The sequence below is a fragment of the Sandarakinorhabdus sp. genome, from assembly GCF_040398665.1.
GTDB lineage: Bacteria > Pseudomonadota > Alphaproteobacteria > Sphingomonadales > Sphingomonadaceae > Sandarakinorhabdus.
The window spans coordinates 111,214-135,870 of sequence record NZ_JBBATQ010000008.1 but is presented as its reverse complement, the minus strand read 5'-3'; the positions used below and the strand labels follow the sequence as shown (position 1 = coordinate 135,870).

Below are 24,657 nucleotides of genomic sequence, written 5' to 3'. Positions count from 1 at the left end.
ATAGTTTGGAGATAAACATCTGATTCAAAGCGCAAATCCGGGATAGCGCGAAAATCGATCTCATCAGATGCCGGTTCCAGGGTTAAATTGCCCGGTCAGGCTGCGCGAGAGATGAGCCCGTCGATCGAATATACGACCGCCGTCGCGCTAAAGTCTGGCTTCCGCGGAAAGGGCTGGCAAATATACGCCGGCAGTCCGGCGAAACGATTGCTGACCCACAATAGCGCGTGCCAGAAACGATCGCCAAAATCGAGAGCGGTCAGAATCTCGTCGCGCGTGACGATAACAGCCGCGGCATCATCGTGGCGCGGAGTATCCATCCGTCGAGTGCCGCCTTGTCGGGCAGGCGCAGGTCCGCTCCAAAGAGCGCTCGTATGAGCGCACACAGGAGCGGCACATGGGCCCGATCACGGTGTTTTCAGGGCCTGAGCGCCGGCGGCGCTGGAACGACGAACAGCGGCTCCAGATCCTAACCGAGGCGTTCGCACCCGGGGCTTGCCCGACAGAGGTGGCGCGGCGGCACGAGATCTCGACGGGGCAGTTGTATACTTGGCGTAGCTAGCTCGCGGCGGATGCGCCGCCTGGTGTGAAAACGCTTTGAATAATGACCCCACCAAGAAGTCTCGCAACCTGCTGTATTAATTGGGTAACACATCGTTCTGAGGGGGGCACGTTTCGAGCGAAGAGGGACGCCGGCCAAGAGGCTCGTAAGCGATCAGAAACAATCGCTTACGTCGTTTTTGAAAGGGGTCGCCGTTGGACGCGTGTTCACAATGCGAAGCTTGGCGCAGAGACTACAACGAAGTTCGACCCCATATCGCGATCGGCAACAAACCGCCGATATCGCCCGTAAACCGGTCAGCGGCACATGGCCCGCCCTGGCCGACAAGGACCGGATGACGTCCAGCCGGGCGGTCCAGGAACGGGGAGCAGGTCATATGGGTACACGGCCTAATCCCCGCTGGATGAAATCAGGGGATCAGGTCATCCACCACCACCGTAGGAGGATTCAGGCAGTTCCTGCGGCACGCCGTTTGCGATGCTCAATATGACACTCATTGACAACTCCATGCGAAACCAAACTCGACCTCGCCCTTGTCGTTCTGCCAATACGAAATTTGGGCATTACCACTATTCCAATCGAAACACGGCCGACTTTCGAGTGCCAAAAACGTAGCATTCGCATCAATGGGATCATATTGGATTTGATCGAATGATCCAAAAAGATGCGGCTCTGTGGATGGGTGATCGCAAGGAAATATGGATACAAACTCTCTTATTTTATCTACCAATTGAGCATCCTTCAGTTCCTCTTCAAGGGAAAAACTAAGACCCTCTAAATCTCCCGGCCAACTCAATTTCTGTAATTTGAATTCTGTAATTTCGTATGCAATTGGAACCTTCTTTTTGTAATCATCTTCAGGCCAAGCAATTAAGGTAATACCCCAGCGCATTTCACCATAATATTCACCCTTTATGCATTCTGGGATAAGAGACATATTCTCTTCCTCAATTTCCGCAGGAGGGATGATCCTAATTAAAAAATCTTCACCCCATTCGCCAGCCCACAATTGAAGCATACCTGAGCCAATTGGAACCGGCGAAATAGGTTGGACTTCCTCCAAGTTCAATTGAACAATTGGTTCAGCATATCGACCGTCCATCTCGGGCCATGGGAATTCCTTCGATATGAAGAATGGTCCGCAAAACATTGAATTTAAACGATTAACCCTTGATGCTTCGATTTTTTTAGTTGAGATTGGATAGCACCACGATATCAGTAAAAGTTTTTTCGAAAACCTGACCAAAGGATGATATTCATCAAAATCTAGTTTATTATCGGAGATATAATTTTCAATTTCCGAAGAAATGGATTTCGCCATTTGGATGATAAAATTTCCTAATTCAGTTTTTATTTCGCCACTTTGGTTGATCATTTGCGCATCAAGCGCGCTCTTTATTTCTTTTATGTTCATTGCGGTTCCTTCCCTCCTGGCCAAAGTGCGTAACTGTATTCCGTCTGATGGCGCCCCTCTCCCCACGACCCTCAACCCAATGAGAGGTTCGTTTGCATACTCACCGAAGGATGGTCGACCTGCAATATCTGGATTGACACGTGATGCCACCCGACAACATTCGGTAAGAACCTGACCCTCGCAAAAGATCCCGGCCAGGATGACAACCTGTAGCCCGGGGTGGCGCTCAGTTGCCTCTCGAAGGCAACGGAACGGTCGACGCATGGCTGAGATAGGCGGATTGGCAACGTCGTATACCTCAGTCGACTAAAGTTCCCGCGCTTCACCCCAGAATTTGGTCACAACGGGAAACCGGGGGGCACCGCCTGCTGTCAGATGGACGAACGGAATGGTCACGATGAGATGCCCCGGTCGAATGCGGGATCATCCCCTACATCCTTCCACAGTCGAGCCGTGCAGGGTCACCTCGGTCAAATCCGACAGCATATGTCATACAAAGTCTTCATACCGGCTCCACAATAGAGCGTAGCTATCTCCCCCTTCAGCCAAGCGAGCATAACCAAAATCAGGCCAGAGAGCAGGCTCATTGCCATCGAAAATGAAGAACCAACAATCTCCCATAAAAGAATGTCCTTTGAATGGCTTCCGATTTTCGATTATCGTATCAACCAAAGTCAACAACATATTCAGAAGTTGATCGTTTTGCATTTCTTCCGGTTGTTCAATATAATTCAAATTATCATTCCATGTAAGCGCGCAACCGTTCACCCCGAGAATCTCATATATGCTGCAATTCTTTGTACGTTCAGGCCAAATGCTTTCTCCACCCGCTGTAAACTCATGCTCAGAGAAGTATGTGGGGGTAATTTCTGATGGAACAGGTGAAAGATGCTCGACCAGTACGTCGACTGTGGGAATCACCCGGACGACAAATGACTCGCCATTTCCGTCTTCAAAATACGGCCCCACCCAGACCTGCAACAATCCCTCACCACAGTGCGTTTCTGTCCATAGACCTGCATCTTCCAGAAAAAATTGGACGACTGGCTCCCTATATCGCCCCCCGTACTCCGGCCAAGGATGCGATTGCGATGTAAAAAGAGGACCGGCCAATAAAGGCTTTGTTCGATCGAAATCTTCCATATTCCGCTTCGAGGTTCTCACAGGGAAGCACCAGGAAATTGATTTCAGATGGTTGATATATGCGATGATGTCGTCATATTCGCTGTATCTATCCTCATTATTTCTGACAAATAAATCAATATCATCGATAAAAGACAAAATGCTGTCTCCTAAATCACGATCGCAAATTACACTCGAATTATTACAAGCAAGTTGCTCACATATGGTTGCAAATTTACTGGAAACCTCCAACCCGAATCCGTCGCGCATGAATTTTCTCCTCAATTATGCAATGAAATCCGATCGCCCGCGTCGGCCTGGGCGATAAAAACCCGCTTCCGGGACAGGGCGTTCGAGAGCACCCATTGGACAAGGCGCCGGCAGACTTCGTCCAACACGGCCTGTCCGTTCGCGATCCATCCCTTCCCGCCGCCGGCGAGTTTGCGGCTCGCCGGCGGCAGCCTATCTTCGCAGAAAGTCCGACATCTTTATAAGACAAGTCCGCTTAGTTAGAGGGAAGCATTGCGATGGTATAAATCCAAAACAATGCGGGAAACACGATAAAGGCGGTTAAGCCTAACCAAAAACCTTCTTTCTTCATTCGCTTTCCTTTCTTGTCGATGAACTGATATTAGCCCCAATTGGTCGCCTGATACGGTGATTAAGCGCTCAAATGGTGATCATGCCGATTTAAAAATCAAAATTCGCGCCAATTCGATGTCATTAAAACATAAGGAGTAAATATTATTAAAACTAATTTGATGTTAAAAATCGAATTCGCTATCAAAACGGTGTAACAACCATTTACCATTGTGCTCGGATACTCGCAAAATTTTACCTGACCAAAGATCCGGACTATTTCCGCCAAACATGAAGAACCAGCCCTCTCCCATCAAATTATGTCCCTTGTAAGGGCGAAAATTCGAAACAAGATAGTCGATTTGACCAGCAAATACACATAGCAAATCTTCATCAAAGACGCGCTTCAATTTCTTCATGTCAATATAATTTCCGTGCTCATTCCATGTAATAACTCTTTCTCGGAAGCCGACAATCTCGAAACAGTGGCCACCTTCTTCACAATCCGGCCAAATACCTTTACCGCCCGCGGTAAACTCATGCTGCAAAAAATAGTCTTTCGATATTTCATGCGGAATGGCAGCAATTTGATCCAACCGCACGTCTGCGGTGGGAATCAGACGGAAATGTTCTGAGCCCGCTTCTCCTTCAAAACAGTCCGGTCCAACCCAAAGTTGTAGCAAGCCGGCGCCATAATCAATACCGGTGATTCGGCTTACTTCTTCTAGAAATAATTGAAACACAGGCTCTTTGTAGCGACCACCGCATTCTGGCCAAGGATATTTTAACGACGTAAAAAGTGGCCCAGCCATCAACGCCTTTGATCGATCTAATAATTCTCTATTGCAAACTTTTATTTCTACCGGGAAGCACCATGATATACTATCTGCGAAATGCAGCAGAAAATCTATATGCTCACTGTCTGAAATGGAAATTGCCTTACTTTTTCTTACGTATTCAGTGAATATTTTAATATTTGTTTTGATAACATCATATATTTTGACGCTGAATATGAAATCAGTTTCAGTTTTGGACTTGTGCTCAATCAAAATTCTTTCAATATCGAAAATTTCGACGGAATTTGCGCAAATCAACGCTTCACTGAAGTCAGAATCCTGCAGGAGATCGCTTTTGCTCTTTTGGATCATTCATACTTCCTTCAATCACTGGGGTTGATGCGCCCGCATCGGGCGGGTCGACTAAAGTTCCCGCGCTTCACCCCAGAACTTGGTCACGACGGGAAACCGAGGGATTCCATCCGGCGTGAGATGAAAGAACTGTACGGTCACCACCCGATGGGTCTCGGAGAGCAGTTCCGCTGCCCGCTGCTGACTGCCTTTGATCCCGGCACCGAAGGTTCGGCCATCCGGCAGACGGCACATGACGCTCTTGGCCAAACCAGCCCAGTTGCCCGTTCCTTCCACGATCTCGACGCACTCATACTCGGCGTCCTGAAACTCCTTGCGTTTCAGAAGCGTCTTCGATCGCTTTTGCTCATATTGAGCATCGGCCCGCCACATGGAGCCTTCGTACCCGGCTTCAAGCCAGTTTCCGTGAAGGACGTCATAATGATCTGGCTGTTCAATCGCATGGGTTTCGACCAGTTGGACGACGTCTCTGGAGCAAGCGGCGACGGCATCAGTGAGCTGGTCCAACCGCTGGCCAAACACACCTGCCGATGAAGGCAAGTCGTAGACGTGATACTGAACCAGGTCGCGGGATCGGGCGATGTGCTCCGCGTCGGGTTCCTTGCGCCGTACAAGACTGACGATCGAGTTGAAGTCGTCCTTCAGCTCGTGGTTGTAAAGCTCACCATCGATAATCAGGTCGGGGTTTCGCTGGAAGAGCCCGGCCATATCGGCATGGACATGCGGCGCCCCCAGGATCGGTTGGCCTTCACGGGTGTAGAGCCCTGACTGACGCGCGAGACACCGAATGCCATCCAGCTTGGGCTGAGCAAAGCCAGGGGCAAAGCCGTCGTATTTCCCAGCCAGCATGGGTTTGAAAAATCGCGGCGAATCAACATCCTCCACATTCTCAAAATACTCACGCTTGAGGTGGTAGGTATAGGCCGAGGCGATCTCGAAGTCAGCTTGCTGGACACCATTGCGTCCCTGTTTGCCCTCGCACACAGTCCATCCTGTCGCGGCCTGTGCACCGTCACGAAGACCAGAAAGCACCCGATGGGCAGATCCCTGCTGCTCCATCCGCCAAATCCGAATGCGACCGGACGTATCCCGTTTGAAAATTGGCGGATGGCTTATGGTATCGGCTTGCATTTGAGTTCCCTGTTCCGAAGGCTGTTTTTCGCGCGGGCGGCGCCTAAACCATTCTAAGTATGTCCCCAAACGGAAACTCGGCATCATTGGCGCCACCAGGCACCAGAACCCACATGACGGGATAATCCGGGGCCTTGGCCGGAAAGTCGCCAAACCCATCCGTGAGATAGATGCAGAGGTCATCTTCCTGTGATGATGCGATCTCTTCCACTGCCGTGAAAAACGGCCTGAATGATGTGCCACCTCCGCCTTTGGGAGGCGGAATCTCTGAAGCTCGGTCGAGTTTGTATGGGCCGTGCAGATCTGCATCAGCATAATAAAGGTGGCAGGCAATGTGGGGATAGGCGCCCACAATGGCCTGCACTTCTGCAAGGAATTGCGAAATTTCCAGATCATTCACGGAAGCACTGGTGTCTATCGCGATGTGAACCTTCAGGCTCTCTCCGGCCAGGTCATCAATGTACAACCCGCTGTGGATGAACCGCCTGTCGTAACCATCGAAGTCGCATGGGGTTCGAACGAGGAACCTCCAGAGCGCAGTTTTCCAGTCTATCTGGGGCGCATCAGCGAAGCGCAATTCCCTTTCAAACTCAGCGGGGATTGACCCACGTCCCCGTTCGCTTGCCTCAGCCATCATCTGGGCGCATCGGATTGCATGCTGCCAGTACGCCTCAGATCCTCCCGCATCGATCCCTTGGGGAGGGTCATCTACCACGTCGCCGGCGTCACCGTATGACAGGTCCAGAATGAGTGCCGCCGGGATTGCCACAGCGGTACGTTCAAGGATCGCGTAGACCTCTTCGACACTAAAGTGCTCAAGTGCCGGCCGACGAATGGCACCAAGGGGCAGCTCGTAGCCCCCAAGCGATGCAATCATTCCATTCACGACGATATCCGCAGCAAAATTCCAAAGCTCGGGATGCCTTAGTTGCCGACGGGGTACGTGCTGCAAGGCGCAGTGCAGCACCTCGTGCATCAACAGGCCCTGAACCTGCTTGACGGTTAAGGTGGCAAGATAGGCAGGGTCGTAATAGATTGTCCTGCCGTCTGTCGCCGCAGTTCCGAGGCCAATTTTTGGCTGCACGTTCGCAAAGAGCAGCAGGCCAGCAAAAAACGGTGCTGACATGCGTAGCCCCAGGCTGGCCCGCTGAAGGTTAGGGTCCTCCCTCATCCAAACAGCAAGTCCCTGAATGCGAGCAGACGATCCTTGATCACCGGGTTGACGATCAGATTGCGCACCAGCGTGTCTGCAAAGCCCGCTTCCCGGCTGCTTTTCAGGATGTCAGTGGTCAGAACCTGAAACCACTCCGATGGTGCGTTTTTGCTCGACCATTCAATGACGTTCTGGGCCCGTTCGGGATCAGTCGCCCTTATCGCCAAGCCTATCGTAACAGCGTACCGGACTGATGGCTCATCAGGGAAGGCGACGCCTTTACGCCCCGCGGCGATCGCATCAAGATCTGGCAGTTTCCGATAAACGGCCTCGAACGCTTCAAATTCCAATGCAGCAGCGCTGCCCACGGCGGCCGCGATCGGCAATCCGATCGACCTGAGTTGGCTTGCCATGAACCAGGTGCGAGGTGATGGCCAAGCAGGCTGCCGTGGGTCGATATGGTGCAGAAGGTTTGTTCTATAAGCAAGAAACGCCAAAATGCGCTCGTCCAGGCCGACCTTCAACGCGTGGGACTTGAAGCTGTCGAAATCTGGCTGGACCTCGAGGTGCACGAAGCGGTTGGCAAGTGGAGACGGCATGTCGAACACCGACGCCTTATCCTCCTTTCGGTTCCCTGCTGCCCAGACGAACCAGCCATCGGGAACCACATAGCTCCCAACCTTTCGATCAAGGACCAACTGCTGCGCGATGCCTTGCATGGCGGGTGGCGCCATGTTTATCTCATCGAGAAACAAAATTCCCTGCCCATCGCGGGGCAGAAACTCCGGCGGATACCACTTGCTGACGTTATCGATCGGCACGGGAAGCCCGCGCAGGTCGGTCGGCGCGAGTTGGCTTAGCCTGAGATCAATCAGATCCAACTCGCTCTGGCGCGCGCATTGCGCAACGATGCTCGACTTCCCTACCCCCGGTGGCCCCCAGATCATCAGGCTCAGCTTGACGTCATTTGCGAGAATGGTCGTCAGTGAGGTGACGAGTGCCTGAGGTGTATGTGCCGCGCCAACTGCTGCCGTTGCCTGTTTTGAGTTTATCGCTGTCATTCAGATTTCTCTTTAAGTGGCTCTCCCATGCCCATCAGGCGAGACGTCGCGAATTCCGCTGCCTTGATGTGGGGGCCTGTTGCAATCTGCCTCAGGCTGGATACTGAAATGTCCGCCCTTCCTGCCAATGCAAGAGCATATGAACTGTTGCCGGAGCGCATTGCCCAATCGATGACGGACGGAGGACAATCGGGTGACTTCAGTATCGCTTTGATGGCCGTGACTGGCAGGCGCTGAAATAGATCGGGGTCTTCGAGCAACAGCAGAAAAATGGCCGGATTGGCAAAAAATTCATTCGGAAATTTTGGTGCCAGCCTCAGCAAGGTCTCCTTCGGACAGACCGGGTTGAGGGCCACATTCCGCAAAACCGATGCAGAACGAGATTGAGCAAGCTTCACCAGCGTTGAACCGGCTACCCGTTCGTGTTGCGCAATTTTGCTGTCCAGCCTGACAGACGCGCCAATCATCCTGTCCAACTCGGGCGCCGACAGGTTGGTTAGATCCGGATCGGTAGCCACCAGATCGCTCATCAGGGTTCTTCACCCGTCGCAACCGGTAGCGAGAGGAAGTCTCTTACCAGCTCGCTGTAGGCGATTGGGTCGCTTCCACGGAGGCTGAGTTTGACAGCTTGATCGCCACCGAAGTCTTCATAATCGAATCCAGACAGCGACCAGCCCGGCTCGACATTGATCGAAGCCCGAGTGCCCTCGACGGATTTGTAGACGCTCCATACCATGCCAGCGCCACCCTCTTCGAACTCCCAACCCTTGGCCTTGAGGCCCCGGAGCGCGCCAAGCGGCACCTTGGTTCCGTCCCTGTCGCTGATCAGATTCTCGGTATCAGGGCCTTCCACAAACCACTTCCTTGCCAACTGAAGGAACGGTTGGGTTAGCTTGTTCTCGGCAAAGGTCTGAAGCCAGATTTCCACTGCTCCGCCGAGATGAACCGGATGTGGCAGCATGACCCGCGCATCGTCCGCCAGAAGGAACCCTGCGCCATCTGCCGTGGCATAACGACCATCAGCGTCGATCCTGAAAACGGTGCCGGGGCGATCGCCATTCACAGTCGCCCAAACCAGACTGCGAACCATCTTCGAAAGCAGTGGGTGATTGGCGACGACTTCCTTGAACGTCGCTCCATCCCATTCCCTGCGAGTGAGCATGGCCTGCTCGAACCGCTTCTTCTGGTCGGATGCCTGCACTTTGAGAGCGGCCTTGAACTCCTGCCACTGAGCGGTTGCAGCCTTCGCCTTCTGAGCGTTGTCGCTCTTCAGGGCCTTGGGCAATGCCTTGAGGGCATTGCCGCTCTCATCCATCAGCACAGCGTCGAGCTTGGAATCGAGCGTGACCACAAAAATGCGAGGGCCAAAATCGAGTGACATCCGGCTGTTTGGGTCAAGTCCTAGATCGGGAACAGCCAAGTCTTCCAGCAACGCGGGCGTTAAGCCTCGCGAAAATGCGACATCTTCCAGAACCTCCCTAGCTTTGACGATGGCCTTGTCATACTTGCTGAACCTTGCAATGGCCTGCAGGCCCGCTATGGCTGTGTTACTTCCACGTAGGCCAAGAACGCCAAGGACTTCAATGCCGCCCTCCGTATCGGCATTGAAGGGATAGCTTTTATACCATTTAGCAAGCAGTAGCGCGGATCGGCTATCTCCCAGATACCCCAGCGCGTGCTGGAAGCCTATGCCATCCTTCTTCGAGCCATTTTTGGCCCACGTCACACAAACACTAAGTGCGAAGTCTGCGAGAGATTGCGGATCACAAGCTTCCATAACCTCCCTCATGGCGGGGGTTTGGACATGACATGTCGATACCAGCATCATCCGTACGAGTGTCTCGACAGCGTGCCAGGGCAACGCTTGGCCGGAAGATTTCAGGGTAGGCACCGGGTGCGCACTGGCTACAAAATATGAAGGCACTTTTGGCATTTTCTTCGGCAGGAAATCAGCCCGGGGGTCGTATCCCAGAAACTCAATCGCTACCGCTTGCGCTTCCTGGCCAAACTTCAGGGCGCAGTCGATTATCTGCTGCCGCGAACCATTCTCAGCAAGCAAGCGGAGGGCCTGCTGAGCATTGCTCCGCTCATTCAAATCGTCTCCAAAGGAACATTTCAATAATCCAGTGACGGCGGTCTCGGGAAAAAGCCGGAACCAGGCTAGCACGTGTTTGGCTCTCCCTGGCAGTGTAAGGGTTTCAGCCATGAAGGAGGCCAAGGATTCCGCATTAAGGTGCGAGAGGCAACCGAGTGCATGCTCATCTCCCGCTTTGGCAATGCTCTGCAGTGCCTCAGATGCAGATGGACCAATCCTATACGCTAGGGTGCAGTAGTTTATTTTCTTAGCACCGCTCCAAAGCCACTTGAATCTTAAGAATCCGAATATTTCGAGATATTTTTGAAGATCGCCAGATTCAAATATCCCGATATCATCAAAATTTATTTCCCTCTCTACATGCCTTATGAAAAGAGCCCCATTTTCGAGCATTTCGGCATATAAAATGAATTTTTTGTCTTTTAGGAGATCTTCGTCATTCGACCAAATGCGCAAGGCAGCCTGGCCAAGGGTGGGGATAGATGTTTTAATTGCAACAAAGTGATTGAATGTGTTGGTGAACCCCATTCCAATGTTGACACTCAACGGCCCCTTTCCTCTCTCCTGTCCGCTATCCACGTTATGAGTATAATATGTATTGAACGCCACTTCCCGATGGTGGCGCAATAATTCACTGACCTTCCTGATACGGGAAGATTTTGATTCCTTATAAACCCTTGCAATAGGTTTTTTAATGAATTCCCTAGTTTGCGTCTCCCAGTCCGTATTTTCGATATCCGTTAGAGTTTTTTCTATCGTGAAGATGAATTTAGAAAAATCTGATCGCTTCTTGTCTGCAGATCGCTTGTCAGATTTAATTTCGCAAATTTGCTCGCAGGCCGACTGCAAATCTGGGGGGAAGTGAAACTCGGGAGCAGGTGCAGGGGGCGCTTGAACGTTGATTGGACCGGTGGGCTCGGGCTGTTGCGAGGGCCACGCACCAACGCGCAGTGAAGACGGCAACGTCATTTCATCGCATTGCTCGATTTTCCGATCCTCCGCGGGAGCCTCGCACGTTCTAATCAGTTTCAGAAATTCTTTCCCCGCTTTCTTAAGGTCGCGATGGTGTTTTCCCCAACTGTCCTCATCTCCTTCTAACGACAAACCATTATTGAAAAGCGCGGGCACTGAATGTGCGACTGTGCGAAGAAAGGGCATATGCTTATAAACTGCATATAAATGAAGTTGAGCCTTCACCCCTCTCTGAAGAAAATCAATTGTTAGACCGAGATTCTCTGCAGAAATTGCGGTCGATAAGATGGACTTACTATTTTGGTTTATACTAGCGTTGGCGGCGATAAGTGTTGGCAGTGCTTTTGCGTCCGCTAGATCAGTAACAAGGTTGCCCTTGCTATCCTTCAAGTTCAAATCGGCCCCTGCCCTTATGAGCGCTTTCACTATCGATGGCTTGCTCATATCACCTTGATATCGGCCAGTGGACGCGACCATGATAGGCGTTTGTCCAGCATCGTTCCGTAGATTTATGTCGGCGCCACATTCAACAAGCGCCTTTATTGATGACGCCTTTATAAACAAGCTCGACAGAGCCTCAAAAATAGGCGCCTTTTTCTCCCTCCCTCTCTCACAAATTTCCCGATTCAGATCTAAGCCGTGCTCAACAAGAATACCTAGCTTTTCTTTAAAGTCTGAGTGCCAAATTGCATATGTAAAAAAATCACAATAAAATTCTCCAGATTTTTTGATTAAAATATTCAATCCATACTTATTTAACTTGTCCCTTGCTTCACTAATTGACATTTCATTGAATTCTTCGACCGTCATGACGCCTCCCGATAATAAATTCCAAAATCTCGTTATTTTCCAAAAGGGATATCTACTCCATCATTTGTCAAAGATGGATTTGGCAGCTGGAGCATGGCCGACCGTGGAAGAGCCTTCGGAATGAGCAACTGGATCAATCTGGCGAGGGCCTCCAGGTCATTCACCGGGAAAGGCGTCCCCTCCCGGAACTTGTCGGCAGCCGCTTCCAGATCTCCAGCATCGATCTCGCCAGTGATCCTTTTGCTGAGGTCGTGCAGCATCGTAAGCGGGTCAAGGAACCCATGAGCATACTCGGGATCCTCGTTTTGCCAGGCTTCTTTCCAATCGGAGTGATCGGAAAGATCCGTGTCATCGAACTCCCCAGCCACCACTTCGAGATCGTCCCGGTCTGCTGAAACCCAGTACCCCCAAAAACGCATTTTTCATCTCCCCTTCACCAATGCGGTCTGATTCGGCGGACTGCGTAACCGAAGGGAGCAGCAATTGTCTCGAATCATTTTCGGCGACCTCTTTTTGTTCCGTCGGCCCATTGCGCAGCCAAAGATGGGCGAATTGTTGTGGGCGGTTGAACGCGACCAGAGGTCGATATCGGGGTGGCGGAACGCTCCAACGCTCAGGCCGTAACGTTCCCAGAATGGATGAGATACACCCGTGGAGCGCACGGCGACAATCTCATTCTTCAGCAAGGCATCCGCAGCAACGGCCGGCGTCAATGGCGCCCTCGCAGGAGGTGCCAGTTCCACACGGCGCTGGCGATTGAAACGGCGCGGGCAGCCAATAAACTGCCCAAGGGCAGACCGAGAATGGCTGGTCGCATGGCCCATAAATGCTCCGCACGGTCGGTTTGACCGGGAATAATTTTCCTTGATCAGTCTCTAGAAGAGTGAATCTTGAGCAAGCAAAAATACCGTCGATTATGGATCCATTTGACAAAATGTTTTAACGCCACGGATCATTGGCTAAAATCCGACTTTCCCTTCGCCGAGCGGATAGGGGTCCGCCCATCGCTGAGTTGTGCCGAGGTATTCGATTACGTCGAACGCTTCTACAATCTGACACGCGGGCACTCGACCTTTGCGTATCCCAGCCCCATCGACTTCGAGCGGCAGGCCAATGTAGCCTTCCCTCGTGTCCATCAAACCGGCAGCAGTTCAATGCGCGTCCACGTTGGCTAGGCGTTGAACAGCCTCAGCTTGGCGCCCACGGGATCAACAACCCGGTCTGGCCGCATGGCATGCGCCGGTATCACTGACCCGCCGCTTGCGGGCATCTCCATCAGCCACTGCATCCCGCCGCCCTTGACCTCTCACGATCTCCCGCGATATGTTTGCCCTGCATCAAGAGAGGGTTCAACCCTCGCCAACCTGCCTGCTCGGGTAAGGTGGCATTCGCTAAGGCGAGATGTGGCGGGTAACGCAAGCCAACGAGCCTGTTTTCCTGCAACGTCGTGTCGAGCCCTTCTTGCGGTGCGTTTCGCAAGGAGAACACCCATGTCATTTACCCGTCGTTCGTTCCTGCTGGGTGCGGGAACCATCATCACCGCCTCATTCGTCAAAGAGGTTGCTACCGCCGTCGCGGACACCCGCAGCCCGTGGCTGATCACGCCGACCGAGGCTGGCAAGGTGATCTATTACGAGCCTGTCGAAGATCATTGGCGGCTGCATCTTGGTCAGCCGGCATTCGAGATCCCCAGGCCACAGCTGCTGATCGACAACCTGCGCTGGCATGGCCATGTGCTCGACACGCAGGAGCAGATCGACGCCGTGTGCGACGACGAAGGCTGGACCGAGGAAGAGCTGTTCCGGCCGATGGACGGCTACTCGTGGGAAGACCAGTGGGAGCACAACCTGTCGCCCGAAGCCCGAGCCTACACCTTCCTGCAGAAGCACGACCTCTTCCCCGATCGCGGCAAAGGCCGCCGCGAGGGCCAGGTGATTTTCGAGTCGTTCTCCAACCCGATGAGTTCAGCGCGCTGGGTGGAGGTTCACGATCCCTTGTCGCTGTCGCTGCTGCAAGCGCGCCTGAACGAGCTGTGCCTGAACACGGAAGTACGGGCGTATGCGGAAGCGTGACCCGGAGGAAATCCAGCTGCTGTATCGGCGGCTCGAGGCGGCCAAGCAAGATCTGCCGCTGGCCTTTGGTTGGCTGCAAAAGCTTGTTGATGACTTGGCCGCGGCATCATGGGGCGAAGTAAATAGTACAAGTGTGCAATGGACAAGAGATGCAAGAAAAATTGGCCTAGTCAACGACATGATACTGTATGTCCACTATGGATGGTCCCAAACGGGGCGTGTACTGGACGAGGCTGCTGTCAAAGAAATTCTGTCACAGCTGCATGTTTTCAGAACCCTAATATACACAAAGCGTTATGGGAGCGGTTTCGACGGAACCGGTGGACCTTTCATGACGGAGGAACTGTGCCTTCAGTTCAAGCGGTCGATAAAACTGACGGGACGGACAGTTAGGCACGCACCATCACAATCGCGCCCGAGGAGGCCTTGCAAATGATCCGGTTCACATTGCCCAAGTGGCTTTCGCCCAAGCTGGGTCCTGCCAGTCTGCACTTGAAACGCTTCTCTAAACCTGTCGCCAGCGTGTTGGATAGCACTCATGGTTAAAGTCACGTTGCCTGATGGCTTTTGCTATCACAGACCGCCATACACCAAAAAGGAGCAGAAAGAGATATCGCTCCGCATGAACGGTGGCGTTGTCAGCTTCAGTAGGCTGAGCCCGCGCCCGAAAGACTCGCCGTCACCAGACCCGGCAGGGCTCCAGCCTCCGCCGAAAGGCCCGCCTAAATGATCCGGTTCACACTGCGGAATTGGCTGTCGCCCAAGCTGGCGTCGGCCGGTGTGCCTGCCGAAGAGGCGCCAGACACTGTCGATGACCCATCAGACGAACCGCTCGTCCTTGAACCGCCAGAACAAAAGGCCGAGGTGAGCCTGACCACTGATCGGGCGCTGGTCAGGGCAATTGTCGAGGCGTCCGTCGATCAGGCAAGCGGACAGGCGGCTTATCATATGCGGCAGATCCTGAAGAGCGGTCTGACCGAAGACCTGACCGCTTTTGTCGACTTCATGTGGGCGCAGACGGGCCAAGAACCGACCGAAGCGTCGATCCGCGAGATGCTGCCGCATGTTCGCAGGTTCCGTGGAGATGGTATCAAGGCCGACTACGGGCTCAGTATAACGAACCTTGGACGGCGCTACATGACCGATGAGCGGTGCAAGCGGTTGCAGCATTCACTGGCAACGACTTGACCCTCGTGCGTGTCTATGAGTTCGAGGGGTGGCTGTCGCTCAACTGATCTGGTTTCCGGCGACCGCCGTGCCCGAAAAGACCGGCCTTGAGGGTGGCCGGTCTTTTCGGTCTAGTGCACCGCTTTACCGAAAGGCCGTTTCGGTTGGCTCGGTCTTTTCGGTAGAGATCGAACTGCGACCGTTCCCGACGTGCTCGCCCAGCAGAAGTCTGGTCGAGGCCGCGGGGCAGCCTGTCATTCCAGATGATCGATTGGCCGTAAAAGGCGTATCAGCGGGAGATAGCTGAAGCGCTAAGCGCTGCCTGGACGTCCTCGGGACGCAGTGCGCCAAGGCCGGGCCCCATGTCCTCTGCATCAACCATCTTCAGGGTGCGTTTTTTCCGGAAGTTTTCCTCTGTGGCCGGAGCCAGATCGGGCCTGCCAATCACAATACCCATCTTGATCCTGCATTCCACGAACTGGGTTTCGTCCGGCTCCACTTCGATAGCGAGGACATCTTTGGCTTCGCTTTTGACCGCAAATTCGTGCCGGCCCGGGTCGGTGATCATAACGAAGTATTTGTTATCGCCCAGCGAACTGACTTTCTGACCATTCTCGTTGACCGAGCAACCCACGATCACGCCACCGCCACTCCCGCGAAAGAACACGATCTGGCCCTTACCCTTCGGCGGTGTCGGAAGCTGTATCGTGTTAACCTTGAGCTCGTTCTTCTTTGCAGTTTGCGCTTCTGCACCAATTGAAGAAAACACGCTCAAAGCAGTCGCCAATGCAATGATCATAAATTTGGTCATTATTATGTGTCCTTTCTCTGATGGTTGTAACTTTAATGAGGAAAGCTACTTGGCATCCACCCAGACTTCTTCCGCCGTTTTTGCTTCTGCAATCGCCCCTGCAGGGGTGTCGATGTGCTTTCCGCGTACCAAAAGGCCGCCGATTGGGGAGATGGCAGCAACTACAAATGCGGTGTCGATCTGGTCTTTCCCGCGGGCGAGGATTTTCATACTCCGCAGCTTCACGCGGCCGTTTTGTAGATCGAGATGACGCGCAGCCAGGACAAGCTCCCCGCCAACACCAGCCCCGGAGGCTTTGGCGTGAACGACTTCTCCTTCACCCGTTAAGCCCTGTGGGAGCACCACGACCCCGTTCGCCTCAACCGCCTTGGTCAGCACGATCCCAAATCGGTCACCGGTTCTTGATGTTCGGCTGCTGAGCGATGAGGTGGTGGCTAAGACCACTGCGGTTAACGCTGGCACGCAGTATCCTAGCCGCCCCTCAACCTTTGCCGCCGCGCACGGTCCGGCTTCCACATTTGTTGCCTGAGCTATTTGGTCGACCTCGCTGGCAGAGCTGCTCACCGAGATGCACAGAAGGCCTAGCGGGATGCCTTTCATTAGTCTCAAGGTGAGCATCTCACGAACCTCGATGCGCTTGATTAGAAGCTGATGCCAATGGAGGGCGCCAGCGTGTGCGTTGAGACCCCGTCACTGTAGGATCCGTAACGATACTCGGTACGGAAGAACACTTTGTTTCCAACAGGAATTTGCCAGCCCGCGCCGATAGAAAAGCCCCCGTAACCAGTGACGCCGGATGAGACTGTGACCCTGTTCACACTGGCATCTGCCTTAAGGCCCAAGTTCGAGTATCCGCCCAGCACATAAATCTTCGAGCCGCCTTTTGTGACCGTGCCGAGCCGCGCTTCAGCAGAGAACATCCTGTCGCCTTTCACGCAGACGCGGTCACCAGCCACAAAAAAATTACTGACGCAGTCCTTTGCGCCGCTGCGACCAATGCCAACGCCGAACCCGGCGAACATGGTTTCGCCCAGCGAGGCATCCAGTCCCAATTGAACTTGTCCCATGAACCGGCCGCCATCAAGATTGACGCCGCCTCCGATGCTGCCCCAGCCTTCGGCTTTAGCTAACGCAGGCGACGCAGCCAGCAGGCCAATCAGCAAAAATGCTGCTTTCTTAGTCATTTAGAAACCCCTTGTTAGGCCAAACTTAAGTCGAGAAGCGTACCTCTCGCTGCGGGAAATATCCGAAGTTGGGATATCCCACAATAGGTTTCAGTTGCATGCGCTGTGCCTAAGTCTGTTTACACTGTTGCCTACGGTCGGATGCTCGCGCGCCTCGTGGAAGCGCGTCGGGCGGCAGGGCTCAATCAGGTCGAGTTGGCAGAAAAGCTGGGACGTCCGCAGTCCTTCGTCTCAAAGATTGAGAAGGGAGATCGGCGCATCGACGTGTTGGAGTTGATTGCGATCTGCCACCACCTACGCATCGATCCAGCGGACGTGATTGTGGCGATGAACGACGGCACTTTGGACCTAAAAGTCTGACCCCCTGATTGCTCTCCTGCCATGCCCTAAGTTGCCGGGTTACTGCGTCCAGCTTCATCGTCGCCCGTTATATTATCGACAAAGTCAATCACAGATGCTATTTGCGAAGCGTATTTCGATTAATACAGGGCTAGCACATGGGCGGCTACGGATCGGGCAGGCGCACGGATCGTCCCAGTACTGATGAGTGCATCAGGATCAACCTCGCCGAGATGAAGCGCTGGGGCATGCTGCAGCGCCATTGCATGAACCGGCGCGAGCGCGTCTGGACGGTCGACGGCGAGGTCGTGGCTCGGCTCACAATCGTTGCCGACACGGACTGCTTGGAGCCGCACCCGTGCCTCAAGATTACCGGTACGGCGTTCGGGCGCCACATCGACTGCCTCGTGTGGCTGGAGGCCGTGGACCTGCCGCTGGGCGGGGAGCGCTGGTACGCGCTGTGCCCGAAGACGGGGAGGCGATGCGCGGTCCTGATACTGCCGCCCGGTGCGCGCCAGTTCGCGTCAGTGAAGGGTTGGCGCATTCCCTACGGCTCGCAGCGCGAGTGCGAAGTGCATCGTGCCTATCGCGCCATCGACAAGGCAAACGTCCGGCGCAAGGCGTTGTCAAAGTATGCGCGCAATCCCACCAAGGATCGGCTGTGGTCGCGGATCGCCGCGAAGCATCAGGTTGTCGAAAACGAGTTGGAGCGGCTGGCGGCGATGGTCCGGCGGGGGTAGGCTGTGGCAGCAGGCCAAGAGCTCCCGAATGTACCCGGCAGCCGATCTCGAAGCCTGTTTTTGGCCTGATGCCTATCTGATGCCTAGACCGGAGTGCAGAGCCCCCGATGGGTAGATAGACTAGTCTAAGTTATTGAGAAAAATGGTGGACGCACCAGGGCTCGAACCTGGGACCCGCTGATTAAGAGTCAGCTGCTCTACCGACTGAGCTATGCGTCCATCTCGCCGTGGTGGGCGACCGGTTGGGGGCTTGGCCACCCATCGGGTGCGGGCGGATAGCAGGGGGTGGGAGGCTTGTAAACCTGTTTCTGCCGAGGGCGGCCGTTCAATCAAGGCGGGCGCGGTTGGCGCGGGCGATGCCCATCACCAGGCCGAGCAGGATCATCACCGTCAACATCGCGCTGCCGCCCCAACTGATCAGCGGCAACGGAATGCCGACCACCGGCGCCAGGCCCATCACCATCATCATGTTGATCGCCAGATAGAAAAACAAAGTCGCCACCAGGCCCACGCACATCAGGCGCTGAAACTGGCTGTTCGCGTTCATGGCGGTGCGGATGCCCCAGGCCAGCACGCAGCCATAAAGGATGATCACATACATCCCGCCCAGCAGGCCCCATTCCTCGGCCATGGTGGCAAAGGCGAAATCGGTGTGCAGTTCCGGCAGATAATCGAGATGGCTTTGCGTGCCGTTCAGGAACCCCTTGCCCGTCAGGCCCCCCGATCCGATGGCGATCTTGCTTTGGGTGATGTGATAACCGGCGCCGCGCGGATCGGATTCGGGATCGAGGAAGATCAGCACGCGGTTGCGCTGATATTCATGCAGCAGCGACCAGGCCACCGGCAGCATGGCGGCCATGGCGGCCGCTGCCGCGCCGAACAGCCACAGCCGCACCCCCGCAAGGAACAGCACCACGACGCCGCCGAACACGATCGCCAGCGCCGTGCCCAGATCGGGTTGCAGCATCACCAGACCGGCCGGCATGGCGATCAGCACCAGCGCCGGCAGCAGCACATCCGGCCGGGTTTCATAACCCTTTGGCACATAATGATAATAACGCGCGAGCGCCAGGATGATGCCCAGCTTCATCAATTCCGACGGCTGAAATTGCATGATGCCGATATCGAGCCAGCGCTGGCTGCCGCCGCGCACCGCGCCGACCAGTTCCACCCCCAGCAGCGCCGCCAGCAGCGTGAAATAGATCGGCCAGGCCCAGGCGAGCCAGCGTTCGGGCGGCACCATCGCCAGCACCACCGCAGCGCCCAGCAGGACGGCAAAGCGGATGCCCTGCTTGAGCGCCCAAGGATTGAGCGAGCCGCCGGCGGCCGAATAGAGCACGACCAGCCCAAAGCCGGCGAGGGCCACCACGAGCAGCACGATGCCCCACGGCAGGCGGGCCAGCTCTCGTCGCCAGGGGCCGTTGAGCAGATCCATTATTCCGGCTCTCTGGGGGGCTGTGGCGCGTCGGCATCCGCGATTTCATATTCGGGCGGCGCCAGATCGATCTTCAGCCAGCTCGGCATCATCTGCTGGCGGTCCCTGGCGATGCTGGCGGCGGCTTCGGTCGCAGTGCGTTCGGCGCGGCGGCGGGCGGCGTCGGCTTCGATGGCGGGCAGCGCCGCCAGCGCGCGTTGCGGTTCGAACATGTAGGTCAGCACATCGCGCGCGATCGGCGCGGCATAGCGCCCGCCGGCAATGCCGTGTTCGAGGATCACCGAGGCGGCATAGCGCGGGGCACTGGCCGGGGCAAAGGCCACGAACAGTGCATGATCGCGCTGCTTCCACGGCAGGGCTTCGTTGCGGATCACGCCGCGGCGCCGTTCGGCCATGCTGATGCGGCGCACCTGGGCCGTGCCGGTCTTGCCGGCGATCACCACGTCGGGCACCGCACTGCGCGCCGCCGGTGCGGTGCCATATCCGGCGTTGACCACATCGATCATGCCCTGCCGCACCAGCGCCAGATGGGCTTCGGGGATGCCCAGCGATGGAAATTCCGGCGGCAAGGCGCCGTTTTGGGGCCCATCGGCGATCAGGCGCGGCATGACGGCACGGCCGCTGGCCACGCGCGCCGTCATCACCGCCAGTTGCAACGGGTTGGTGATGATATAGCCTTGGCCGATGGCGGCATTCAGGGTTTCGCCTTCGCGCCAGCTTTTGCCGTATCGCCGCTGTTTCCACGCCTTGTCGGGCACGATGCCGCTGGCCTGGCCCGGCACCGGCAGTTCATATTCCTGGCCCAGCCCCAGCCGGCGGGCCATCGCCGCAATCGCATCGATGCCGATGCGCCGCCCCATGATGTAGAAATAGGTGTCGCACGACAGCGGCAGCGCCCGGTGCATATTGACTCCGCCGTGGCCGCGGCGGGCGTGGCAATGCCAGGTGTTGGTGCCCAGTCGGTAGGCGCCGCTGCAGCCAATCATCTCGTCGGGATCGACCCCGGCCGCCAGCGCCGCCAGCGTGGTGACCAGCTTGAAGGTCGAGCCGGGGGGGTAAAGGCCCATCGCGCTCTTGTTGAGCAGCGGCGTGTGATCATCGGCTTGCAACGCCTGCCACAAGGCGGCCGGCACGCGGGTGGAAAAGATATTGGGGTCATAGGCCGGCATCGATACCATGCACCTGAGGTCGCCGGTCTGGCAGTCGATGACGATGACGCTGCCCGAATTGTCTGCCAGCCGCCGCGCCGTATAGCTTTGCAGTTCGCGATCGATGGTGAGTTTCAGCGTGTCACCCGGATCGTCGGCACTTGTGCCAAGCTCGCGCACCAGCTCGCCGCGCGCCGTCACCTCCACGCGCGCCGCGCCGGCGGTGCCGCGCAGGTGCTTGTCCTCGTGGCGTTCGATCCCATCCTTGCCAATGCGGAATCCGGGGTAGATCAGCAGCGCATCACGGCTTTCGCGATATTGTTCGGGCGTCGGTGCCCCGACATAGCCGATCAGATGCGCAAGGCGGTCGCCTTCGGGATAGTAGCGCGAAAAGCTTTGCACGGCCGACACGCCGGGCAGGGTGGCCAGCCGCACGTTGCAGGCGGAAAATTCCGGCCAGGTCAGGTTCTGGCGCACCACCACCGGCATGAAGCTGGGCTGGCTGCCGATATCATCGCGAATGCGATATTCGTTGTTGATATCCAGATCGATCACCGCGCGAATGGCGATCAGCGTGGCATCAAGATCGACCACTTCGGCAGGGCGCAGTTCCAGCCGGTAATCCGGGCGGTTCATCGCCAACGGCTTGCCATTGCGATCGACAATCCAGCCCCGACGCGGCGGGATCAGCCGATTCTGGATGCGATTTTCCTGCGCCTTCAGTTGATAGCGTTCGCCTTCGAACAACGACAGCCATGCCAGCCGTCCGGCCAGCAGCGCGCCGGTGCCGGCCATGCCAGCACCCAGCAGCAAGGCACGGCGCGAAAATCCCAGGCGGCGTGCGGGATCATCCATGGCGCCATCCGGGCATCGACGCCACCAGGCGACGCTGGATGGCGGCGGCAAGGCGCACCACCAGCGGCCAGGCCATCAGGCTGGCCGGCGCCTGCCACAGCATCGGCGCCATCGGCACCGGCCGCCCGGCCAGCGCCATCAACGGCCCGGTGCAGGCCATCACCCCCAGCATGACGACGGTCGCCACCGCCCAATCAAAGCTGTGGCCATGGCGCCCGACCCGCCGATCCAGCAGCCGCATGACGCTCGCCGCCACCGCAAACAGCGTGGCATTGACGCCAAGCGGCTGGCCGAACAACAGATCGGCGAGCGCGCCCACGCCGAAGGCCACCCACGGCGGCATCAGGCCGGGTTGCAGCATCGCCCAGGCCAGCACGGCCAGCAGGCCCAGATGTGGCATGACCGGCACCACCAGCGGCAGCGGCGCCAGCATGAGCATCAGCAGGAAGATGCTGGTCATCGCCGGCACTGCATAGCGCCAGCTCGCCAGCAACCAACGCCGGCGCTCGGCCTTGGTCATCAACAGGGCAGGGGGCGGCGGGGACGCAATCATGGCACGGGCACGATCAGGGCGGCGGCTGCCGTGGGTTCGGTCGCCGGATCTGCCCCCGGTTCGGCACTGCGCAGCCGCGGCTTTGGCGCACCGCGGGTGCGCGCCTCCACCGGCACCGGCGCATCGAACAGCGGACCGGTGGCGGCTGCAGCCGGCATTTGCAGCCAGGCCGTTTCAACCGTGACAAAGCCGGCGCCCAGGGGCGGTTGCGCCGGGCGGATCACCGGGCCATCGTTGCGCACTTCGATCACCACGCCGACCGGCACACCGGGGGGATAGACGCCGCCATCCCCGGATGTGACGATGCGATCGCCCACGCGCAGCGGCAGATCGGGGCCGACGCGGTCGATCAGCACCAGCGTCGGCTGGTTGCTCCCGGCCGCGAGCCCGGCCTGGCCCGTGCGCTCGATGATCACCGGCACGCGGCTGAGCGGATCGGTGATGAGCAGCACGAGGCTGCTGAGCTGGCCGACATCCTGGGTGCGGCCGACAAGGCCATCGGCACCGATCACCGGCATGTCGCGCGACACACCGGCGGCGCTGCCCACCGCCAGCATGGCAGTGCGCACGACGCTGCCCGACGCGGCGGCGGCAATGCGGGTGGTGACGATCACCTGCCGCTTTGGCTCCCGCACGGCCATCAGCCGTTTCAATTGCACAAGTTCACGCGCCTGAACCCGGGATTGCCGCAGCCGGGCATTGGCCAGATCAAGCTGGGTTTCCAGCGCCTGCGCCCGTGACACCGCACCGAAATAATCCCCGATTCCGGCAACCAGCCGCGTCATGCCATCGATCGGCGCGCGCACCACGCCCCACGCGGGCGCCGCCACGTCCGTTGCCATGGTGCGGATGCTGCTGGCGGTTTCGGGGTTTACCCGCGCCAGCAGCAGCAGCAGCAGGCCGGCCGCGATCACCGCGCCAGATATCACCGCCGAAACCAGCGCAAGATTCTGCTCGCGGCGCATGGCGCTCGAACGGCGCGGTGTCTGTGTCCAATCCATGTGCCGGCAGGTCCCCGATGCGGGCTTTTCGATTGTGTTCTAAAGGCTCAAGCCGAGATCAGCACCCCGCGGTACATCGGATCTTCCAGCGCACGGCCGGTGCCGATGGCAACGCAGGACAAGGGTTCATCGGCAATGCTCACCGGCAGCCCGGTGGCTTCGCGCAACACGACATCCAGATTGGTCAGCAGCGCACCGCCGCCGGTGAGCACGATGCCCTGATCGACGATATCGGCCGCCAGTTCAGGCTGGGTGTTTTCCAGCGCGGCGCGCACGCCTTCGACGATGGTGGCCACGGGTTCGGACAAGGCTTCGGCGATCTGCGCCTGGTTGATCTGGATTTCGGTGGGCACGCCGTTCATCAGGTCACGGCCCTTGATGTCGATGGTGAGGCCCACCCCGTCCGCCGGTCGCTTGGCGGTGCCGATTTCCTTCTTGATGCGCTCGGCCGTCATTTCGCCGATCAGCAGATTATGGTTGCGGCGCACATAGTTGACGATGGCTTCGTCCATCTTGTCGCCGCCGACGCGCACGCTGGTGGTATAGGCCAGGCCCTTCAACGACAGCACCGCCACTTCGGTGGTGCCGCCGCCGATATCGACGACCATCGATCCGATCGGTTCGGTCACCGGCATGCCGGCGCCGATGGCGGCGGCCATCGGCTCTTCGATCAGGTAGACCTGGGTGGCGCCGGCATTGTTGGCGGCGTCACGAATGGCGCGCTTTTCAACGCTGGTCGAACCCGATGGCACGCAGATGACGATTTCGGGGTAACGGCCAAAGCGGCTGGTCTGCACCTTTCTGATGAAGTGCTTGATCATCTGTTCGGCGACATCGATATCGGCGATCACGCCATCGCGCAGCGGGCGGATGCATTCGACATTGCCCGGCGTGCGGCCCATCATCACCTTGGCTTCGTTGCCGACGGCCTTGACGATCTTGTTGCCGCGGATGGTCTCGATCGCCACCACGCTCGGCTCGTTCAGCACGATGCCTCGCCCGCGCACATAGACCAGCGTGTTGGCCGTGCCCAAATCAATGGCCATGTCCTGTGCAAGGAACGAAAACATGCGCGAAAAAAACGACATACAAATGGAAACCGCAGGTAGGAGGATGGCCGGAATCGATCGCGGGGGGGCACGCGAACAACCGAGTCGGCTTTGGCCCTGAACGTCCGATTCGGCAAGCGTCAACACCCGCCGTCAACCGCTGAAAAGCGCCAATAACGGTTCCGTTGGTATCGGTTTGCCCCGATCTGGTATGCGAAGCATGGCCAAAACGCTCCGCAGCGGCTGACATTGCGGC

At 56.8% G+C, this 24,657-nt stretch carries 22 protein-coding genes, 1 tRNA gene, 1 pseudogene and 1 riboswitch; of the genes and pseudogenes, 6 read left to right on the top strand and 18 right to left on the bottom strand.

All coding sequences use genetic code 11. The annotated features are described in order from the left end of the window. Positions 1-397: 397 nt before the first annotated feature. The gene (locus ABWP22_RS11510) at positions 398-562 is read left to right on the top strand and encodes a transposase (protein WP_353200117.1); all 165 of its coding nucleotides are present in this window, start codon (positions 398-400) and stop codon (positions 560-562) included. 197 nt (positions 563-759) lie between these two features. Then, a pseudogene (locus tag ABWP22_RS11505) lies at positions 760-900 on the top strand (integrase core domain-containing protein); the annotation flags it as partial. Between the two features lie 155 nt (positions 901-1,055). On the opposite strand, the gene ABWP22_RS11500 reads toward ABWP22_RS11505, so the two are convergent. From ABWP22_RS11500 to ABWP22_RS11460, 9 genes are all read right to left on the bottom strand, one after another. After that, complete coding sequence (locus tag ABWP22_RS11500) at positions 1,056-2,240, bottom strand: DUF1963 domain-containing protein (RefSeq protein ID WP_353200116.1); 1,185 nt, start codon at positions 2,238-2,240, stop codon at positions 1,056-1,058. 225 nt (positions 2,241-2,465) lie between these two features. Beyond that, positions 2,466-3,368 carry a hypothetical protein gene (locus tag ABWP22_RS11495; protein WP_353200115.1) on the bottom strand — a complete coding sequence of 301 codons (903 nt, stop codon included), beginning with the start codon at positions 3,366-3,368 and terminating at the stop codon, positions 2,466-2,468. A 494-nt stretch (positions 3,369-3,862) separates the two neighbouring features. Then, complete coding sequence (locus ABWP22_RS11490; RefSeq protein WP_353200114.1) at positions 3,863-4,825, bottom strand: hypothetical protein; 963 nt, start codon at positions 4,823-4,825, stop codon at positions 3,863-3,865. 51 nt (positions 4,826-4,876) lie between these two features. Then, positions 4,877-5,956 (bottom strand): ATP-dependent DNA ligase, encoded by a 1,080-nt coding sequence (locus tag ABWP22_RS11485; RefSeq protein WP_353200113.1) that lies wholly within the window; start codon positions 5,954-5,956, stop codon positions 4,877-4,879. Between the two features lie 43 nt (positions 5,957-5,999). Then, positions 6,000-7,127: a vWA domain-containing protein gene (locus ABWP22_RS11480; RefSeq protein ID WP_353200112.1), complete on the bottom strand. Its 1,128-nt coding sequence runs from the start codon at positions 7,125-7,127 to the stop codon at positions 6,000-6,002. Next, positions 7,124-8,170, bottom strand: a complete 1,047-nt coding sequence (locus tag ABWP22_RS11475) for an ATP-binding protein (RefSeq protein ID WP_353200111.1) — start codon at positions 8,168-8,170, stop codon at positions 7,124-7,126. The genes ABWP22_RS11480 and ABWP22_RS11475 overlap by 4 nt, the downstream gene beginning before the upstream one ends. After that, a complete protein-coding gene (locus ABWP22_RS11470) occupies positions 8,167-8,700 on the bottom strand; it encodes a hypothetical protein (RefSeq protein WP_353200110.1) in 534 nt (177 codons plus the stop codon). Before ABWP22_RS11470 ends, ABWP22_RS11475 begins: the two co-directional genes overlap by 4 nt. Further along, on the bottom strand, positions 8,700-12,047 hold the full coding sequence (locus ABWP22_RS11465) for a DUF4132 domain-containing protein (RefSeq protein ID WP_353200109.1): 3,348 nt from the start codon (positions 12,045-12,047) through the stop codon (positions 8,700-8,702). The genes ABWP22_RS11470 and ABWP22_RS11465 overlap by 1 nt, the downstream gene beginning before the upstream one ends. A 32-nt stretch (positions 12,048-12,079) precedes the next feature. Then, complete coding sequence (locus tag ABWP22_RS11460) at positions 12,080-12,466, bottom strand: hypothetical protein (protein WP_353200108.1); 387 nt, start codon at positions 12,464-12,466, stop codon at positions 12,080-12,082. A gap of 910 nt (positions 12,467-13,376) precedes the next feature. Beyond that, a riboswitch (SAM-I-IV-variant riboswitch) is annotated at positions 13,377-13,480 on the top strand. A gap of 57 nt (positions 13,481-13,537) precedes the next feature. On the opposite strand from ABWP22_RS11460, the gene ABWP22_RS11455 reads away from it, so the two are divergent. Together ABWP22_RS11455 and ABWP22_RS11450 are read left to right on the top strand one after the other, a co-directional pair. After that, entirely contained in the window at positions 13,538-14,119 is a 582-nt protein-coding gene (locus ABWP22_RS11455; RefSeq protein WP_353200107.1) for a hypothetical protein, read from the top strand. A 726-nt stretch (positions 14,120-14,845) separates the two neighbouring features. Then, positions 14,846-15,307 (top strand): hypothetical protein, encoded by a 462-nt coding sequence (locus ABWP22_RS11450; protein WP_353200106.1) that lies wholly within the window; start codon positions 14,846-14,848, stop codon positions 15,305-15,307. A gap of 268 nt (positions 15,308-15,575) precedes the next feature. On the opposite strand, the gene ABWP22_RS11445 is transcribed toward ABWP22_RS11450, so the two are convergent. The 3 genes from ABWP22_RS11445 to ABWP22_RS11435 form a co-directional block, all read right to left on the bottom strand. Next, positions 15,576-16,097 carry a DUF2846 domain-containing protein gene (locus ABWP22_RS11445; protein WP_353200105.1) on the bottom strand — a complete coding sequence of 174 codons (522 nt, stop codon included), beginning with the start codon at positions 16,095-16,097 and terminating at the stop codon, positions 15,576-15,578. A 45-nt stretch (positions 16,098-16,142) separates the two neighbouring features. Continuing rightward, positions 16,143-16,661 (bottom strand): hypothetical protein, encoded by a 519-nt coding sequence (locus ABWP22_RS11440; protein WP_353200104.1) that lies wholly within the window; start codon positions 16,659-16,661, stop codon positions 16,143-16,145. A 77-nt stretch (positions 16,662-16,738) separates the two neighbouring features. Further along, positions 16,739-17,281 carry an outer membrane protein gene (locus ABWP22_RS11435; protein ID WP_353200103.1) on the bottom strand — a complete coding sequence of 181 codons (543 nt, stop codon included), beginning with the start codon at positions 17,279-17,281 and terminating at the stop codon, positions 16,739-16,741. Between the two features lie 141 nt (positions 17,282-17,422). Here ABWP22_RS11435 and ABWP22_RS11430 point away from each other — a divergent pair, with 141 nt between their 5' ends. Together ABWP22_RS11430 and ABWP22_RS11425 are read left to right on the top strand one after the other, a co-directional pair. Then, positions 17,423-17,641, top strand: a complete 219-nt coding sequence (locus tag ABWP22_RS11430; RefSeq protein ID WP_353200102.1) for a helix-turn-helix domain-containing protein — start codon at positions 17,423-17,425, stop codon at positions 17,639-17,641. A 137-nt stretch (positions 17,642-17,778) separates the two neighbouring features. Beyond that, the gene (locus tag ABWP22_RS11425; RefSeq protein ID WP_353200101.1) at positions 17,779-18,360 is read left to right on the top strand and encodes a hypothetical protein; all 582 of its coding nucleotides are present in this window, start codon (positions 17,779-17,781) and stop codon (positions 18,358-18,360) included. A gap of 143 nt (positions 18,361-18,503) precedes the next feature. Here the strand turns inward: ABWP22_RS11425 and ABWP22_RS11420 are convergent. The 6 genes from ABWP22_RS11420 to ABWP22_RS11395 all read right to left on the bottom strand — a co-directional run bounded on the left by ABWP22_RS11420 (position 18,504) and on the right by ABWP22_RS11395 (position 24,440). Continuing rightward, positions 18,504-18,579: transfer RNA gene (locus tag ABWP22_RS11420), tRNA-Lys, on the bottom strand. 106 nt (positions 18,580-18,685) lie between these two features. Further along, positions 18,686-19,795 carry a rod shape-determining protein RodA gene (rodA, locus tag ABWP22_RS11415; protein WP_353200100.1) on the bottom strand — a complete coding sequence of 370 codons (1,110 nt, stop codon included), beginning with the start codon at positions 19,793-19,795 and terminating at the stop codon, positions 18,686-18,688. After that, a complete protein-coding gene (gene mrdA / locus ABWP22_RS11410) occupies positions 19,795-21,798 on the bottom strand; it encodes a penicillin-binding protein 2 (RefSeq protein WP_353200099.1) in 2,004 nt (667 codons plus the stop codon). Before mrdA ends, rodA begins: the two co-directional genes overlap by 1 nt. After that, complete coding sequence (mreD, locus tag ABWP22_RS11405) at positions 21,791-22,318, bottom strand: rod shape-determining protein MreD (RefSeq protein WP_353200098.1); 528 nt, start codon at positions 22,316-22,318, stop codon at positions 21,791-21,793. Before mreD ends, mrdA begins: the two co-directional genes overlap by 8 nt. A 29-nt stretch (positions 22,319-22,347) precedes the next feature. Further along, a complete protein-coding gene (gene mreC, locus ABWP22_RS11400) occupies positions 22,348-23,352 on the bottom strand; it encodes a rod shape-determining protein MreC (protein ID WP_353200097.1) in 1,005 nt (334 codons plus the stop codon). A 47-nt stretch (positions 23,353-23,399) separates the two neighbouring features. Beyond that, a complete protein-coding gene (locus ABWP22_RS11395) occupies positions 23,400-24,440 on the bottom strand; it encodes a rod shape-determining protein (protein ID WP_353200096.1) in 1,041 nt (346 codons plus the stop codon). Between the last annotated feature and the right edge of the window lie 217 nt (positions 24,441-24,657).

Excerpts from the sequence above, each read along its gene's own strand:
- ABWP22_RS11425 (WP_353200101.1), top strand. The coding sequence starts at position 17,779 with ATGGGCGGCTACGGATCGGGCAGGCGCACGGATCGTCCCAGTACTGAT.
- ABWP22_RS11460 (WP_353200108.1), bottom strand. The coding sequence starts at position 12,466 with ATGCGTTTTTGGGGGTACTGGGTTTCAGCAGACCGGGACGATCTCGAA.
- ABWP22_RS11510 (WP_353200117.1), top strand. The coding sequence starts at position 398 with ATGGGCCCGATCACGGTGTTTTCAGGGCCTGAGCGCCGGCGGCGCTGG.
- ABWP22_RS11470 (WP_353200110.1), bottom strand. The coding sequence starts at position 8,700 with ATGAGCGATCTGGTGGCTACCGATCCGGATCTAACCAACCTGTCGGCG.
- mreD (WP_353200098.1), bottom strand. The coding sequence starts at position 22,318 with ATGACCAAGGCCGAGCGCCGGCGTTGGTTGCTGGCGAGCTGGCGCTAT.
- ABWP22_RS11495 (WP_353200115.1), bottom strand. The coding sequence starts at position 3,368 with ATGCGCGACGGATTCGGGTTGGAGGTTTCCAGTAAATTTGCAACCATA.
- mrdA (WP_353200099.1), bottom strand. The coding sequence starts at position 21,798 with ATGGATGATCCCGCACGCCGCCTGGGATTTTCGCGCCGTGCCTTGCTG.
- ABWP22_RS11395 (WP_353200096.1), bottom strand. The coding sequence starts at position 24,440 with ATGTCGTTTTTTTCGCGCATGTTTTCGTTCCTTGCACAGGACATGGCC.
- ABWP22_RS11445 (WP_353200105.1), bottom strand. The coding sequence starts at position 16,097 with ATGACCAAATTTATGATCATTGCATTGGCGACTGCTTTGAGCGTGTTT.
- ABWP22_RS11450 (WP_353200106.1), top strand. The coding sequence starts at position 14,846 with ATGATCCGGTTCACACTGCGGAATTGGCTGTCGCCCAAGCTGGCGTCG.
- ABWP22_RS11435 (WP_353200103.1), bottom strand. The coding sequence starts at position 17,281 with ATGACTAAGAAAGCAGCATTTTTGCTGATTGGCCTGCTGGCTGCGTCG.
- ABWP22_RS11500 (WP_353200116.1), bottom strand. The coding sequence starts at position 2,240 with ATGCGTCGACCGTTCCGTTGCCTTCGAGAGGCAACTGAGCGCCACCCC.
- ABWP22_RS11455 (WP_353200107.1), top strand. The coding sequence starts at position 13,538 with ATGTCATTTACCCGTCGTTCGTTCCTGCTGGGTGCGGGAACCATCATC.
- ABWP22_RS11475 (WP_353200111.1), bottom strand. The coding sequence starts at position 8,170 with ATGACAGCGATAAACTCAAAACAGGCAACGGCAGCAGTTGGCGCGGCA.
- ABWP22_RS11430 (WP_353200102.1), top strand. The coding sequence starts at position 17,423 with ATGCTCGCGCGCCTCGTGGAAGCGCGTCGGGCGGCAGGGCTCAATCAG.
- ABWP22_RS11485 (WP_353200113.1), bottom strand. The coding sequence starts at position 5,956 with ATGCAAGCCGATACCATAAGCCATCCGCCAATTTTCAAACGGGATACG.
- ABWP22_RS11465 (WP_353200109.1), bottom strand. The coding sequence starts at position 12,047 with ATGACGGTCGAAGAATTCAATGAAATGTCAATTAGTGAAGCAAGGGAC.
- ABWP22_RS11480 (WP_353200112.1), bottom strand. The coding sequence starts at position 7,127 with ATGAGGGAGGACCCTAACCTTCAGCGGGCCAGCCTGGGGCTACGCATG.
- ABWP22_RS11490 (WP_353200114.1), bottom strand. The coding sequence starts at position 4,825 with ATGATCCAAAAGAGCAAAAGCGATCTCCTGCAGGATTCTGACTTCAGT.
- rodA (WP_353200100.1), bottom strand. The coding sequence starts at position 19,795 with ATGGATCTGCTCAACGGCCCCTGGCGACGAGAGCTGGCCCGCCTGCCG.
- mreC (WP_353200097.1), bottom strand. The coding sequence starts at position 23,352 with ATGGATTGGACACAGACACCGCGCCGTTCGAGCGCCATGCGCCGCGAG.